The organism is Streptomyces sp. NPDC027672, from assembly GCF_055566335.1.
Genome location: NZ_JBVHSO010000010.1, coordinates 275,728 through 288,643, shown reverse-complemented (window position 1 = coordinate 288,643; position 12,916 = coordinate 275,728). Strand labels below are relative to the sequence as shown.

The window sequence follows — 12,916 nt, the reverse complement described above, 5'->3', positions numbered from 1 at the left end:
ACGCTGACGCCATGACGTCATCCGACCCCGCCCTCACGGAATCCCTGCACGCCGAGCGCGCCTACCACGACACCTGCCGCGCGGCCCTCGCCGCGATGGCCGACGGCGCCGCCGAACAGGTGGTCGTCGGCGAGGACGTCTCCGCCTCCGGGGCCGACGCCGAGGTGCTCGGCCGCCGCCTGCGCAGCCAGGCCAAGGCGCTGCGCGAACTGCCGCCCGGTCCGCTGTTCTTCGGCCGGCTGGACTTCGCCGACGGCGACCCGGCGCACGGCGGGCAGAGCTACCACCTGGGCCGGCTGCGGATCACCGAGGACCCGGCCGCCCCGCCGCTGGTCGTCGACTGGCGGGCCCCCGTCTCCCGCGCCTTCTACCAGGCGAGCGCCGCCGACCCGCGCGGCGTCGCGGTACGGCGCCGGTTCGGCTGGGCGCCGGGCGGCCGGGGCGACTCCGCCGGCCTCACCGGGCTGGAGGACGAGCACCTGGGCCGGGGCGAGTCGCCCGGCAGCGCCCTCGTGGCCCGCGAGATCGAGCGGCCCCGCGTCGGACCCATGCGGGACATCGTCGCCACCATCCAGCCCGAACAGGACGACCTCGTCCGCGCCGCCCTCACCGACTCGGTGTGCGTCCAGGGCGCGCCCGGCACCGGCAAGACCGCCGTCGGCCTGCACCGCGCCGCCTATCTGCTCTACACCCACCCCAGGCGGCTCCAGCGCTCCGGCCTGCTCATCCTCGGCCCCAACCGCACCTTCCTGCGCTACATCGCCGAGGTGCTGCCCTCCCTCGGCGAGGCCGGCGTACGCCAGTCCACCCTGCTGGAGGAGATCGCCCGCCACCCGGCCACCGGCACCGACCCCGCGCCCACGGCCGCCGTCAAGCACGACCCGCGCATGGCCGAGGTGCTGCGCCGGGCGCTGTACGCCCGCGTGCGCACCGAGGGCGTGACCGACCTCGCCGTACCGGACGGCTCCTACCGGTGGCGGGTGTCCGCCGGCGAACTCGCGGCCGTGGTCGAGGAGGTCCGCGCCGAGGAACCGCCGTACGCGGTGGGCCGGGAGCGGGTGCGCACCCGGCTGGTGCGCCGGCTGCGCGAGCGGGCCGAACGGCGCTCCGGGGTGCTGCCCGCCTCCTGGACGCGCCGGATCGAGCGCTGCCGGCCGCTGACCGAGCGGCTCGACGCGGTGTGGCCGAAGGTCCGGCCCGAGGAGGTCCTCGCCGGGCTCCTCGGCGACGCCGGGGCGCTGGCACGGGCCGCGGACGGCCTGCTGGACCCCGGGGAGCGGACGGCGCTGCTGTGGCCCCGCCCGCCCCGTTCCCCCCGGTCCGCCCGCTGGTCGCCGGCCGACCTCGTGCTGCTGGACGAACTCGCCGGACTGATCGAACACCCCGGGAGCTACGGCCACATCGTCGTCGACGAGGCGCAGGACCTGTCACCGATGGAGTGCCGGGCCATCGCCCGCCGGGCCGCCTTCGGCTCGCTGACCGTCCTCGGCGACCTCGCCCAGGGCACCACCCCGTGGGCCGCCCGGGACTGGTCCGTCCAACTGCGCCACCTCGGCCGGCCGGACGCCGCCGTGGTGGCGCTGACCACCGGGTACCGGGTGCCGGCCGCCGTCGTGGAACTGGCCAACCGGCTGCTCGCCCGGCTCGGTGTGGCCGTGCCCGCCGCCACCTCGCTGCGCACGGACGGGGAGCTGACCCTGCGGCCGGCCCGGGACGTGCTCGCCGCCACCGTGACCGCCGTGCGCGGGGCCCTCGCCCGGGAGGGCTCGGTCGGCGTGATCACGGCCGACGCGGACGCGGACCGGGTGCGGGCGGCGCTCACCGGCGCGGGCCTCGGCCCGGCCGGCCCCGACGTGCCCGGCGCCCGGCTCGCCGTCGTGCCCGCGAGCATGGTCAAGGGGCTGGAGTACGACCATGTCGTCGCCGTCGAACCGGCCGCGGTCGTAGGGGCGGAGGAACGCGGCGCCCACCGGCTGTACGTGGTGCTGACCCGGGCGGTGTCCCGGCTGGACGTGGTGCACGCCCGCCCGCTGCCGTTCTGACCCGCGCCCGCCGGGGCCGGGCGGTCAGCCGCCGACGTACTCCGCCAGGTGCTCGCCGGTGACGGTCGAGCGGGCCGCGACCAGATCCGCCGGGGTGCCCTCGAAGACGATCCGGCCGCCGTCGTGCCCGGCGCCGGGGCCGAGGTCGACGATCCAGTCCGCGTGCGCCATGACCGCCTGGTGGTGCTCGATGACGATCACCGACTTGCCCGCGTCCACCAACCGGTCCAGCAGGCCCAGCAGTTGCTCCACATCGGCCGGGTGCAGACCGGTGGTCGGCTCGTCCAGGACGTAGATCCCGCCCTGGCCGGCCATGTGCGTGGCCAGCTTCAGCCGCTGCCGCTCGCCGCCGGACAGCGTGGTGAGCGGCTGGCCGAGCGTGAGGTAGCCGAGCCCGACGTCGGCCAGGTTCCGCAGGATACGGTGGGCGGCCGGGGTGCGGGCCGGGCCGTCGCCGAAGAACTCCTCGGCCTGCGACACCGGCATCGCCAGCACCTCGCTGATGTCCCGGCCGCCGAGCCGGTACTCCAGCACCGAGGCGTCGAACCGCCGGCCCTCGCACTCCTCGCAGGTGGTGGCGACCCCGGCCATCATCGCCAGGTCGGTGTAGACGACACCGGCGCCGTTGCAGGCCGGGCAGGCGCCCTCGGAGTTCGCGCTGAACAGTGCCGGCTTCACGCCGTTGGCCTTGGCGAACGCCTTGCGGACCGGCTCCAGCAGCCCGGTGTACGTCGCCGGGTTGCTGCGCCGCGAACCGCGGATCGGCGTCTGGTCGACCGAGACCACGCCCTCGCCGGCCGGGACCGACCCGTGCACCAGCGAACTCTTGCCGGACCCGGCCACCCCGGTGACGACGACCAGCACCCCGAGCGGGATGTCCACGTCCACGCCCCGGAGGTTGTGGGTGGTGGCGCCGCGGATCTCCAGGGCGCCGGCCGGCTTGCGCACCGTCTCCTTCAGGGCGGCCCGGTCGTCCAGATGGCGGCCGGTCGGCGTGCCGGCGGCGCGCAGCCCGGCGACGGTTCCCTCGAAGCAGACCGTGCCGCCCGCCGTGCCGGCGCCCGGACCGAGGTCCACCACGTGGTCGGCGATCGCGACGACCTCCGGCTTGTGCTCCACGACGAGCACCGTGTTGCCCTTGTCGCGCAGCCGCAGCAGCAGGTCGTTCATGCGGCGGATGTCGTGCGGGTGCAGACCGGCGGTCGGCTCGTCGAACACGTACGTCACATCGGTCAGCGAGGAGCCGAGGTGGCGGATCATCTTCGTGCGCTGCGCCTCGCCGCCCGAGAGGGTGCCCGAGGGCCGGTCCAGCGAGAGGTAGCCGAGGCCGATCTCCACGAAGGAGTCCAGGGTGCCGCGCAGCGAGGCGAGCAGCGGCGCCACGGACGGCTCGTCCAGCTCGCGGACCCAGGCGGCCAGGTCGCTGATCTGCAGCGCGCAGGCGTCGGCGATGCTCAGCCCCTTGATCTTCGAGGAGCGGGCCGCCGCGCCGAGCCGGGTGCCGTCGCAGTCCGGGCAGGTGGTGAAGGTGACCGCCCGGTCCACGAACTCCCGGATGTGCGGCTGCATCGCCTCCCGGTCCTTGGCGAGCATCGACTTCCGGATGCGCGGCACCAGACCCTCGTACGTCATGTTGATGCCCGCGATCTTCATCCGGGTCGGCTCGCGGTACAGGAAGTCGTCCCGCTGCCGCTTCGTGAAGGTGCGGATCGGCTGGTCCGCGGGGTACAGGCCCGACTCGGCGTACAGGCGGTGGTTCCAGCCGCCCGGCTTGTAGCCGGGGATGGTCAGCGCGCCCTCGCCGAGCGACCGGTCCGCGTCGTAGAGCTGGGCCAGGTCGATGTCGGTGACCGTGCCGCGGCCCTCGCAGCGCGGGCACATGCCGCCGGTGACGCTGAACTCACGGCGCTCCTTCACCGTCTTCCCGCCGCGCTCCACGGTGACGGCGCCGGCTCCGCTGATCGAGGCCACGTTGAAGGAGAACGCCTTGGGCGAGCCGATGTGCGGGGTGCCGAGCCGGCTGAAGAGGATGCGGAGCATCGCGTGGGCGTCGGTGACGGTGCCGACCGTGGACCGCGGGTCGGCGCCCATCCGCTGCTGGTCGACGATGATCGCGGTGGTCAGCCCGTCCAGCACGTCGACGTCGGGCCGCGCCAGCGTGGGCATGAAGCCCTGGACGAACGCGCTGTACGTCTCGTTGATCAGCCGCTGCGACTCCGCGGCGATGGTGTCGAAGACCAGGGAGCTCTTGCCGGAGCCGGAGACCCCGGTGAACACCGTCAGCCGGCGCTTGGGTATCTCGATGCTGACGTCCTTCAGGTTGTTCTCGCGGGCCCCGTACACCCGGATCACGTCGTGCCGGTCGGCGGCGTGCTGTGCGCTGGCGTCGTCCATGCGCGCCACCGTAACGGCGCCCGCGCCCCGGCCGCTTCTCCAATCCTGACCGTCCGGAACCGGGCCGCTCAGCCGGCGTGCGGACCCGGGCTACCCGGCGGTGAAGTCGTAGGCCGACCAGTCCGTGAGCGGGCGGTAGCCGAGGCGTTGGTAGAGGGCGTTGCTGGTGGGGTTGGACCGGTCCGCGAACAGCACGACGTCCCGCGCGCCCGCGGCCAGCGCGGCCCGGCTCACCTCCGCGGTCACGGCGGCCGCGTAACCCCGGCCGCGCAGCGGGGCCGGGGTGTAGACGACGTCCACCTGGATCTGGCCGCCGGTCAACGGGTTCATGCCCGCCACGGAGACGGGCGTGCCGTCCGGGGTCTCCCAGAGCGTGTAGCGCTTGTCGGCGAAGCGGGTGCCGGACCAGGAGCGGGCGTCGATGCGGACGGCCTCCCCGACGGCCGCGGCGAACTCGCCGCACCAGCGCATGGTCTCCGCCAGGTCCCGCTCGCCCAGGACCCGGCTCCGGCCCGCCGGCGGCGGGTCCGGCGGGGTGAGCGTGCCGAGGCGGTACAGACACAGCCGCGTGCCGCGGATCATCGGCGTCGCCCCGGTCCGCCGCCGCCAGGCCTCCGCGAAGGCGGTGGCCGTGGCATGGTCCGCGCTGACGGACGGCAGACGGTGTCCGAGGGCGGCCAGGCGCGCGGCCAGGGCGTCGGCCTGTCCGGGCGTGAGCGGGGTGGGGACCAGGGCGCGGGGCGGGAGGCGGTGGAAGGCGGCGCGGACCTCACCGCCGTACTCCAGCACGCCGAAGACGGGCGTCCCGGTGCCGAACGCCCCCGCCCCGCGGGCCCGCAGCCGCGCGGCCCAGGTCAGCGTCATGACGTGCCGTCCGGGCCGCGAGCGCAGGAAGTCCCCGGCGCGCGCGAGGAAGGCGTCGACGTCGTCGGTGAGGTGCCAGTCGTCCGGGCGCATGCCCCATGACTGCCCCCCGCACCACGCCATGACACACTCTTGCAAGCAGGTGCTTGCAATTGTTAGCGATCGGGAGCAAGGTGGAGTCATGGCATCGCTGAACGTCGGCAATCTCGGTGAGTACCTGCGCGAGCAGCGGCGCACCGCGCAGCTGTCGTTGCGGCAGCTCGCCGACGCCGCCGGGGTGTCGAACCCGTACCTGAGCCAGATCGAGCGCGGGCTGCGCAAGCCCAGCGCGGAGGTGCTCCAGCAGGTCGCCAAGGCGCTGCGCATCTCCGCCGAGACGCTGTACGTCCGCGCGGGCATCCTCGACGCCGAGCGGGGCCGGGACGAGGTCGGCACGCGTGCCGTCATCCTCGCCGATCCCTCGCTCAGCGAGCGGCAGAAGCAGGTGCTGCTCCAGATCTACGAATCCTTCCGCAAGGAGAACGGATTCGGGACCGGCGAGCCCGCCGCGGGCGGGGAGGACGGGGCGGACGCCACGGCCGAGGGGACCGGGGGCCGCGGGGCCGGCGCAGGCGATGCCGCCGGAAGTGACACGGATGCCGGTCCACGGCGGACGGCCGGATAACGCCGGACCAGGGCTGAAGGACGCCCGCCGCGGACCACAGACCCAGCCGAACGCGAATCCGATCCGGGAGGATCCCCACCATGGCCATCACCGACGACCTGCGCAAGACCTTCAGCGACCCGACCCCGCTCTACTTCGCCGCCGGCACCGCCGATCTGGCGATTCAGCAGGCCAGGAAGGTGCCGGCCCTGGTCGAGCAGCTTCGCACCGAGGCCCCGGCGCGCATCGAGGCCGTGCGCAACACCGACCCGAAGGCCGTGCAGGAGAAGGCCGCCGCCCGCGCCAAGGAGGCGCAGGAGACCCTGCAGACCAAGGTCAGCGAGTTCATCGGCGCCCTGGACGTGAAGAAGCTGGGCGAGACCGCCCAGGACTTCGCCCTGCGCGGGGTCGGCGTGGCCGCCGAGTACGCCGTCAAGGCCCGTGAGACCTACGAGAAGGTCGCCGAGCACGGCGAGCAGGCCGTGAAGACCTGGCGCGGCGAGGCGGCCGAGGAGATCGAGGAGCTGGCGATCGTCGTCGAGGGCCAGCCCGAGCCGGCCGGCACCGCGTCCGGACCGGCCAAGACCAAGCCGGAGCCGGTCGCGGTCACGCCGGCCGAGGCCAAGCCGGAGCCGGCCGAGGTCAAGCCCGAGCCGGCCGGCGTCAAGGACGACGCGACCGGGCCCGCGGCGGCCGGCGAGCCCGCCGCGGCGGACAAGCCCGCGGCGAAGAAGACGCCGGCCGCCCGCAAGCCCACCACCCCGAAGAAGGCCGCTCCGTCGGCCGACTGACCGCCGGGCGACGGCACGGGCGCGGGCCGGGCACCTTCGGAGTGCCCGGCCCGTTGTGCGGGTACGGTGGCGGCGTAGCAGGGACCGGCAGATCAACGGGCGGTGGGCAGCATGCTGATGTTGGGCTTCGCGGGCTTCTTGGGCATCTTGAAGATCGTCCTGATGGCCCTGGCCGCGTTCGGGCTGTTCGACGCCGTGTTCCGGCGCGAGGACGCCTTCCGCGCGGCCGACAAGCAGAACAAGGTCTTCTGGCTGATCATCCTCGGCATCGCGCTCGTCGTCAGCTATCTGTTCTCGCTGCTGTCCATCCTGCCGATCGCCGGCGCGGTCGCCAGCATCGTCTACCTCGTGGACGTGCGTCCCGCGCTCCGGCAGGTCGGCGGCGGCCGGGGCTGGGGCCGCCGCCGCGGCAGCAGCAGCGACGGTCCGTACGGGCCGTACAACGGCGGCCGCTAGCGCGGACGGCCCGGAAGAAGGCGCGGGCGCGGGCGGGTGCCCTACGCCGTCCGGTCCAGCAGCACCACGGCCACGTCGTCCGTCAGCTCGCCGCCGTTGAGCTGGCGCACCTCGTGCACCGCGGCCCGCAGCAGCTCCTCGCCGCGCAGCCCCTCGGCGAGCTGCCGGCTGATCATCTCCACCATGCCGTCCTGTCCGAGCCGCTCCCCGTCCGCACCGATCCGGCCCTCGATCAGGCCGTCGGTGTAGAGCATCAGGCTCCACTCGGCGCCCAGCTCGACCTGGGTCCGGGGCCAGCGGGCGCCGGGCAGCAGGCCCAGGGCCGGCCCGTTGTTGTCGTAGGGCAGCAGCCGCGGCGGCCGGCCGGGGCGGGCGATCAGCGGGGCCGGATGGCCGGCCAGGCACAGTCCGGCCCGGCGGCCGTCGGGCGCGATGTCCACCGTGCACAGCGTCGCGAAGATCTCCTCGTCGGCGCGCTCGTGCTCCAGTACCTGCTGGAGGGTGTTCAGCAGCTCGTCCCCGCACAGCCCGGCCAGGGTCAGCGCCCGCCAGGCGATGCGCAGCTCGACGCCGAGCGCGGCCTCGTCCGGGCCGTGCCCGCAGACGTCGCCGATCATGGCGTGCACGGTGCCGTCCGGGGTGCGGACGGCGTCGTAGAAGTCGCCGCCGAGCAGGGCCCGGGAGCGGCCCGGCCGGTAGCGGGCGGCGAACCGCAGCGCGGAGCCGTCCAGCAGCGGCGTGGGCAGCAGACCGCGCTCCAGCCGGCGGTTCTCCTGCGCGCGCAGCCTGCCCTCGGCGAGCCGCCGCTCGGCGGTGTCGGAGCGCTTGCGCTCCACCGCGTAGCGGATGGCGCGGCTGAGCAGCCGGCCGTCCAGCTCGTCCCGGAACAGATAGTCCTGCGCGCCCACGCGCACGGCCTCGGCGCCGCGCTCGGCGTCGGTGGAGGCGGTCAGCGCGAGTACGGCGTGCCGGGGCGCGAGCCGCAGGACGTGCCGCAGCACGGCCAGCTCGTCGCCGGTGTCACCGCCGCCCGGGGCCGGCAGGGCCAGGTCCAGCAGGATGCAGTGGACGTCGTCGGTGAGCAGCCGCTCGGCCTCGGTGAGGTTGCGGGCGGTGCGGACGCGGATCGGCTTGCCGGCCGAGTCCAGCAGATCGGGCACGATCGGCGAGCCGGCCGGGTCGTCCTCGATCAGCAGCAGGGTGAGAGTGGCGCCGGTGCCCTGCGCGGGCGCGGCGTCGCGGTGGGCCTCGACCTTGAGGAGGCCGCCGGCGGGGGCGGCCTGCGCCTGACCACTCTCCACGGCCGGGATCGCTCTCTGCCGCGGTACGGGTACGGGCATCGTCTTGGGTTCCTTCCCTCCCCCCGAGGGCACGGCGGCGTCGAGGGGTCTCGACCCACCGACGGGTGACCATAGCGGCTGTGGCCGCCCCGGTGGAATGGTGTGAGCCGCGTCGCTCCGGCGCCCGCCGCTGTCATATGCCCTGTTCGGCGCCGCAGTTGCGCGGCGGACCGGCCCGGCGGGGATGACGAAGCTCACGCCCCGGGCGGCGGGGGCCGGGGCGGGTCGTGCGGTGGGTCACATGACGTACGTCACCGGACACCCGGCCGTCCGGGGCGCCGCGCCGGACCTCACGCGTCCGGGCGTACGACGCCCAGGATCGGCATCGAGCCGGCGCCCGCGACCGTCACCGTGCGGCCGGGGCGCGGGGCGTGGATGATCCTGCCGTCGCCTATGTACAGCGCCACATGGCTGGCGTCGGCGAAGTAGACGACGAGGTCGCCGGGGCGCATGTCCGCGACGTCGACGTGCCGGAGCTGCTTCCACTGCTCCTGCGAGGTGCGCGGGACGGCGTGTCCGGCCGCCTCCCAGGCCTGCGAGGTCAGGCCCGAGCAGTCGAAGGAGTCCGGGCCCTCGGCGCCCCACACGTACGGCTTGCCGAGCTGCGCGGTGGCGAACCGCACGGCCTTCTCGCCGCGCGTGGAGGCCTGCCCGGGGCTGTCCTTGAGGACGCCGGTGTCCAGCCAGGCGGTCTGCGCCTTCCGCGCGGCCTCCCGCTCCAGCTGCTCCAGCCGCTCCTTCTCCTTCTTCTCCAGCCGGGAGCGGAGTTTCTCGGCCGCGTCGATCTGCTGCTCGATCTTCTTCTTGGCGGCGGCCTCGGCCCTGCGCTGGCTCTCCAGCTTCTTGCCCTGCGCCGCGGCGTCGTCGGCGTACTGCCGCAACTCCCGCTGGGTGCGGGCCATGTCGCTCATCAGTCCGGTGGCCGCCCGCTGGCCCTGGAGCATCCGGCCGGCGCCGTCCAGGAACCGGCCCGGGTCGTCGCTGAGCAGGAACTGGGCGGAGGAGGACAGGCCGCCGGTGCGGTACTGGTCCCGGGCCGTCGCGCCCGCCTGGTCGGTGAGCCGGTCCAGCCGCCGCTGACCCTGGTCGATCCTCCTGGTCAGCTCCGCGATCTCGGCGGACTGCCTCTTGGCCTTCTCCTCGGCCGCGTTGTAGGCGTCGGTGGCCACGGCCGCGTCGTGGTAGAGCTTGTCCAGCTTGGCCCGGACCTTCTCAAGTTCCTTGTCCGGCAGGGGAGTCCGGGCCGGCCCGGCGGTCGCCTCCGGCGCGGGCGGGGGAGCGGGAGCCGCGAACGCCGTGCCCGGGGCCGCGAGGACGGTCACCGCGCACACCACGGTCAGGGCGGCCGTGAGCAGGCCGCGCTTGCCCGAACCCATACCTGTTCCCCCCAACTGATTGACCGTCAGTAACTTACGGTCGCCTGAGGGATCGTGCCACGCCCGCGCGCAAAACGACAGAGGCCGCCTGAGACCGGATGCCGTGTACGGCGCTCCCCCCACCGGTGTGACGTGCGGCGGGCCCGCGGCGTTCCCGCGCCGCGCGCCCGGCCGGGCTGCGGCCGGTCAGCGCACCGGCGCCAACGCCGTCCAGGCCACGGTCACTTCGCCCTGCCGCCAGCGGACCGGGCCGTCCGTCACCGGCCAGTCGGCCGTCAGGTCCCGCACCGCGCGCAGCCAGCGCTGGCGGGCGCCGTAGGAGGCGTAGGGCGCGGCGGCGGCCCAGGCCCGGTCGAAGTCGCGGAGGAAGGCGTGCACCGGCTCGCCCGGCACATTGCGGTGGATCAGCGCCTTCGGCAGGCGCTCGGCGAGATCGGAGGGGCGCTCCAGCGAGCCCAGCCGGGTGGCGAAGGTGACCGTGCGGGGGCCCTCGGGGCCGAGCGCCACCCATACGTGCCGGCGGCCGATCTCGTCACAGGTGCCCTCCACCAGCAGCCCGTCCGGCGCGAGCCGCGCGCACAGCTGCCGCCACACCGGGGCGACCTCGGCCTCGTCGTACTGGCGCAGCACGTTCGCCGCGCGGATCAGCAGCGGGCGCCCGGGCACCGGCACCTCGAAGCCGCCGTGCCGGAAGATAAGGCCGTCGCGCTCGTACGGCCGGGCCGCCGCGACCCGGGCCGGCTCGATCTCGACGCCGACCACGCGGGTGCCGGGCGCCGCCGCGCGCAGCCGGGCCAGCAGCTCCACGGCGGTCCAGGGCGCGGCGCCGTACCCCAGGTCGACGGCGACGGGCTCGTCCGCGCGCCGCAGCGCGGCGCCGTGCGTGGCCGCGATCCAGCGGTCCATGCGGCGCAGCCGGTTCGGGTTGGTCGTCCCGCGCGTCACCGTTCCCACGGGGCGGGTCGCTGCGCGGGCTGTCATGCCTACGAGGGTAAAGCGCCCCGTACGCCACTCCGTGTCGAACGGTTGACCGATAATGGGTAACGATTCGACAAAGTCGCTTGATCGGGAAATGGGCGGGCACTCGCTCGCTGTTGTCCTCCTTCGGAGGGCGGGCGGACCCTCCGCAGGCAGTCCGGCGGCAAGGAGGAGCGCCACGTGAGCCAGTACGTCAGCAGGCTCGGGCGACGCTCCCCGGCGGCCGCCTCCCGGCTCAGGCTGTCCCGCCGGCCCCGGCGGATCGCCATGCTCTCCGTGCACACCTCCCCGCTCCACCAGCCCGGCACCGGCGACGCGGGCGGCATGAACGTCTACATCGTGGAGCTGGCCCAGCGGCTCGCCGAGATCGACATCGAGGTCGAGATCTTCACCCGGGCCACGGCCGGCGGCCTGCCCCCGGTCGTCGAGCTGGCCCCCGGCGTCCTCGTCCGGCACGTCGACGCGGGCCCCTACGAGGGCCTGGCCAAGGAGGAGCTGCCCGCCCAGCTCTGCGCCTTCACCCACGGCGTGATGCAGGCGTGGGCCGGCCACCGCCCCGGCCACTACGACCTCGTCCACTCCCACTACTGGCTCTCCGGGCACGTCGGCTGGCTCGCGGCCCAGCGCTGGGGCGTGCCCCTGGTGCACGCCATGCACACCATGGCCAAGGTCAAGAACGCCAGCCTGGCCGAGGGCGACACGCCCGAGCCCGCCGCCCGGGTCATCGGCGAGACCCAGATCGTCGCCGCCGCCGACCGGCTCATCGCCAACACCGCCGAGGAGGCCGCCGACCTCGTCCGGCACTACGCGGCCGACCCCGGGAAGGTCGCCGTGGTCCACCCCGGCGTCAACCTGCGCCGCTTCCGCCCCGCCGACGGCCGGGCCGCCGCCCGCGCCCGCCTCGGCCTCCCGCAGGACGCGCTGATCCCGCTCTTCGCGGGCCGCATACAGCCGCTGAAGGCGCCGGACATCCTGCTGCGCGCCGTCGCCGTCCTGCTGGAGCGGCGCCCCGAGCTGCGCTCCCGCCTCCTCGTCCCGGTCGTCGGCGGCCCCAGCGGCAGCGGGCTCGCCAAGCCCGAGGGCCTGCAGAAGCTGGCGGCCCGGCTGGGCATCGCGGACGTGGTGCGGTTCCGGCCGCCGGTCGGGCAGGAGCAGCTTGCGGACTGGTTCCGGGCCGCGTCCGTCCTCGTCATGCCGTCGTACAGCGAGTCCTTCGGCCTGGTCGCCATCGAGGCGCAGGCGGCCGGCACGCCCGTGCTCGCGGCCTCGGTCGGCGGCCTGCCGGTGGCCGTGCGCGACGGCGAGACCGGCTTCCTCGTCCAGGGCCACGACCCGGCCGACTACGCGAACGTGCTGCGCCGCTTCGCCGACGCGCCGGACCTGCCGGCGCGCATGGGCCGGGCCGCCGCCCGGCACGCCCAGTCCTTCGGCTGGGACACGGCCGCCGCCGCCACCGCCGACGTGTACCTGGCCGCGACCCAGTCCCACCGCCGTCGCGTACGCTCCCACCATGGGTGAGGTCGAGAAGGCGGGACAGGTCCTGGAAAGCGTCTTCAAGGACGCGGAGCTGGAGTGGGAGAGTCCCGAGCCCGGGAACTACGTCGTCAGACTCCCCGGCACGCACAAGCTGTCCACCACGGTCTCCTTCCTCGTCGGCCGCCACTCGCTGTCGCTGAACGCCTTCGTCGTCCGCCACCCCGACGAGAACGAGGCGGGCGTCCACCGCTGGCTGCTGGAGCGCAACCTCAAGCTGTACGGCGTGAGTTACGCCGTGGACCGGCTCGGCGACGTCTACGTCACCGCCCGCCTGCCGCTGGCCGCGGTCACCCCGGACGGCGTCGACCACCTCCTCGGCCAGGTCCTGGAGGCGTCGGACGGCGCCTTCAACACCCTGCTGGAGCTGGGCTTCGCCTCCTCGATCCGCAAGGAGCACGCCTGGCGGGTGTCCCGGGGCGAGTCCACGCGGAACCTGGAGGCGTTCCGCCACCTGATCGAGCGCCCGGCGGACTGACGCGGGTCCGCCGGGGACTCG

11 protein-coding genes are annotated in these 12,916 nt (G+C 74.7%); 6 read left to right on the top strand and 5 right to left on the bottom strand.

Annotated features, from left to right (window positions below):
* The first annotated feature begins 11 nt into the window (after positions 1–11).
* On the top strand, positions 12–2,042 hold the full coding sequence (locus ACZ4SV_RS25055; RefSeq protein ID WP_468006553.1) for a HelD family protein: 2,031 nt from the start codon (positions 12–14) through the stop codon (positions 2,040–2,042).
* Between the two features lie 24 nt (positions 2,043–2,066).
* Here ACZ4SV_RS25055 and ACZ4SV_RS25050 read toward each other — a convergent pair whose 3' ends face one another.
* Both ACZ4SV_RS25050 and ACZ4SV_RS25045 read right to left on the bottom strand, forming a co-directional pair.
* Positions 2,067–4,436, bottom strand: a complete 2,370-nt coding sequence (locus ACZ4SV_RS25050; RefSeq protein ID WP_468006551.1) for an ATP-binding cassette domain-containing protein — start codon at positions 4,434–4,436, stop codon at positions 2,067–2,069.
* Positions 4,437–4,526: 90 nt separating this feature from the next.
* Positions 4,527–5,393, bottom strand: a complete 867-nt coding sequence (locus tag ACZ4SV_RS25045; protein ID WP_468006549.1) for a GNAT family N-acetyltransferase — start codon at positions 5,391–5,393, stop codon at positions 4,527–4,529.
* An 88-nt stretch (positions 5,394–5,481) separates the two neighbouring features.
* On the opposite strand from ACZ4SV_RS25045, the gene ACZ4SV_RS25040 reads away from it, so the two are divergent.
* The 3 genes from ACZ4SV_RS25040 to ACZ4SV_RS25030 all read left to right on the top strand — a co-directional run bounded on the left by ACZ4SV_RS25040 (position 5,482) and on the right by ACZ4SV_RS25030 (position 7,190).
* Positions 5,482–5,964, top strand: a complete 483-nt coding sequence (locus ACZ4SV_RS25040) for a helix-turn-helix domain-containing protein (RefSeq protein WP_468006547.1) — start codon at positions 5,482–5,484, stop codon at positions 5,962–5,964.
* Positions 5,965–6,044: 80 nt separating this feature from the next.
* Positions 6,045–6,734, top strand: a complete 690-nt coding sequence (locus ACZ4SV_RS25035) for a hypothetical protein (protein WP_468006545.1) — start codon at positions 6,045–6,047, stop codon at positions 6,732–6,734.
* Positions 6,735–6,836: 102 nt separating this feature from the next.
* Entirely contained in the window at positions 6,837–7,190 is a 354-nt protein-coding gene (locus ACZ4SV_RS25030; RefSeq protein ID WP_365877337.1) for a DUF2516 family protein, read from the top strand.
* Positions 7,191–7,231: 41 nt separating this feature from the next.
* On the opposite strand, the gene ACZ4SV_RS25025 is transcribed toward ACZ4SV_RS25030, so the two are convergent.
* The 3 genes from ACZ4SV_RS25025 to ACZ4SV_RS25015 form a co-directional block, all read right to left on the bottom strand.
* Positions 7,232–8,530, bottom strand: a complete 1,299-nt coding sequence (locus ACZ4SV_RS25025) for a PP2C family protein-serine/threonine phosphatase (protein ID WP_397968701.1) — start codon at positions 8,528–8,530, stop codon at positions 7,232–7,234.
* A 290-nt stretch (positions 8,531–8,820) separates the two neighbouring features.
* On the bottom strand, positions 8,821–9,906 hold the full coding sequence (locus tag ACZ4SV_RS25020) for a C40 family peptidase (protein WP_468006543.1): 1,086 nt from the start codon (positions 9,904–9,906) through the stop codon (positions 8,821–8,823).
* Positions 9,907–10,092: 186 nt separating this feature from the next.
* Positions 10,093–10,887, bottom strand: a complete 795-nt coding sequence (locus tag ACZ4SV_RS25015) for a class I SAM-dependent methyltransferase (RefSeq protein WP_365877343.1) — start codon at positions 10,885–10,887, stop codon at positions 10,093–10,095.
* Positions 10,888–11,064: 177 nt separating this feature from the next.
* Here ACZ4SV_RS25015 and mshA point away from each other — a divergent pair, with 177 nt between their 5' ends.
* A complete protein-coding gene (gene mshA / locus ACZ4SV_RS25010; protein ID WP_365877345.1) occupies positions 11,065–12,402 on the top strand; it encodes a D-inositol-3-phosphate glycosyltransferase in 1,338 nt (445 codons plus the stop codon).
* Positions 12,395–12,895 (top strand): type III secretion system chaperone family protein, encoded by a 501-nt coding sequence (locus tag ACZ4SV_RS25005; RefSeq protein WP_365877347.1) that lies wholly within the window; start codon positions 12,395–12,397, stop codon positions 12,893–12,895. The genes mshA and ACZ4SV_RS25005 overlap by 8 nt, the downstream gene beginning before the upstream one ends.
* The last annotated feature ends 21 nt before the right edge of the window (positions 12,896–12,916 follow it).

Excerpts from the sequence above, each read along its gene's own strand:
- ACZ4SV_RS25055 (WP_468006553.1), top strand. The coding sequence starts at position 12 with ATGACGTCATCCGACCCCGCCCTCACGGAATCCCTGCACGCCGAGCGC.
- ACZ4SV_RS25025 (WP_397968701.1), bottom strand. The coding sequence starts at position 8,530 with ATGCCCGTACCCGTACCGCGGCAGAGAGCGATCCCGGCCGTGGAGAGT.
- ACZ4SV_RS25015 (WP_365877343.1), bottom strand. The coding sequence starts at position 10,887 with ATGACAGCCCGCGCAGCGACCCGCCCCGTGGGAACGGTGACGCGCGGG.
- ACZ4SV_RS25005 (WP_365877347.1), top strand. The coding sequence starts at position 12,395 with ATGGGTGAGGTCGAGAAGGCGGGACAGGTCCTGGAAAGCGTCTTCAAG.
- ACZ4SV_RS25040 (WP_468006547.1), top strand. The coding sequence starts at position 5,482 with ATGGCATCGCTGAACGTCGGCAATCTCGGTGAGTACCTGCGCGAGCAG.
- ACZ4SV_RS25045 (WP_468006549.1), bottom strand. The coding sequence starts at position 5,393 with ATGCGCCCGGACGACTGGCACCTCACCGACGACGTCGACGCCTTCCTC.
- ACZ4SV_RS25050 (WP_468006551.1), bottom strand. The coding sequence starts at position 4,436 with ATGGACGACGCCAGCGCACAGCACGCCGCCGACCGGCACGACGTGATC.
- ACZ4SV_RS25035 (WP_468006545.1), top strand. The coding sequence starts at position 6,045 with ATGGCCATCACCGACGACCTGCGCAAGACCTTCAGCGACCCGACCCCG.
- ACZ4SV_RS25020 (WP_468006543.1), bottom strand. The coding sequence starts at position 9,906 with ATGGGTTCGGGCAAGCGCGGCCTGCTCACGGCCGCCCTGACCGTGGTG.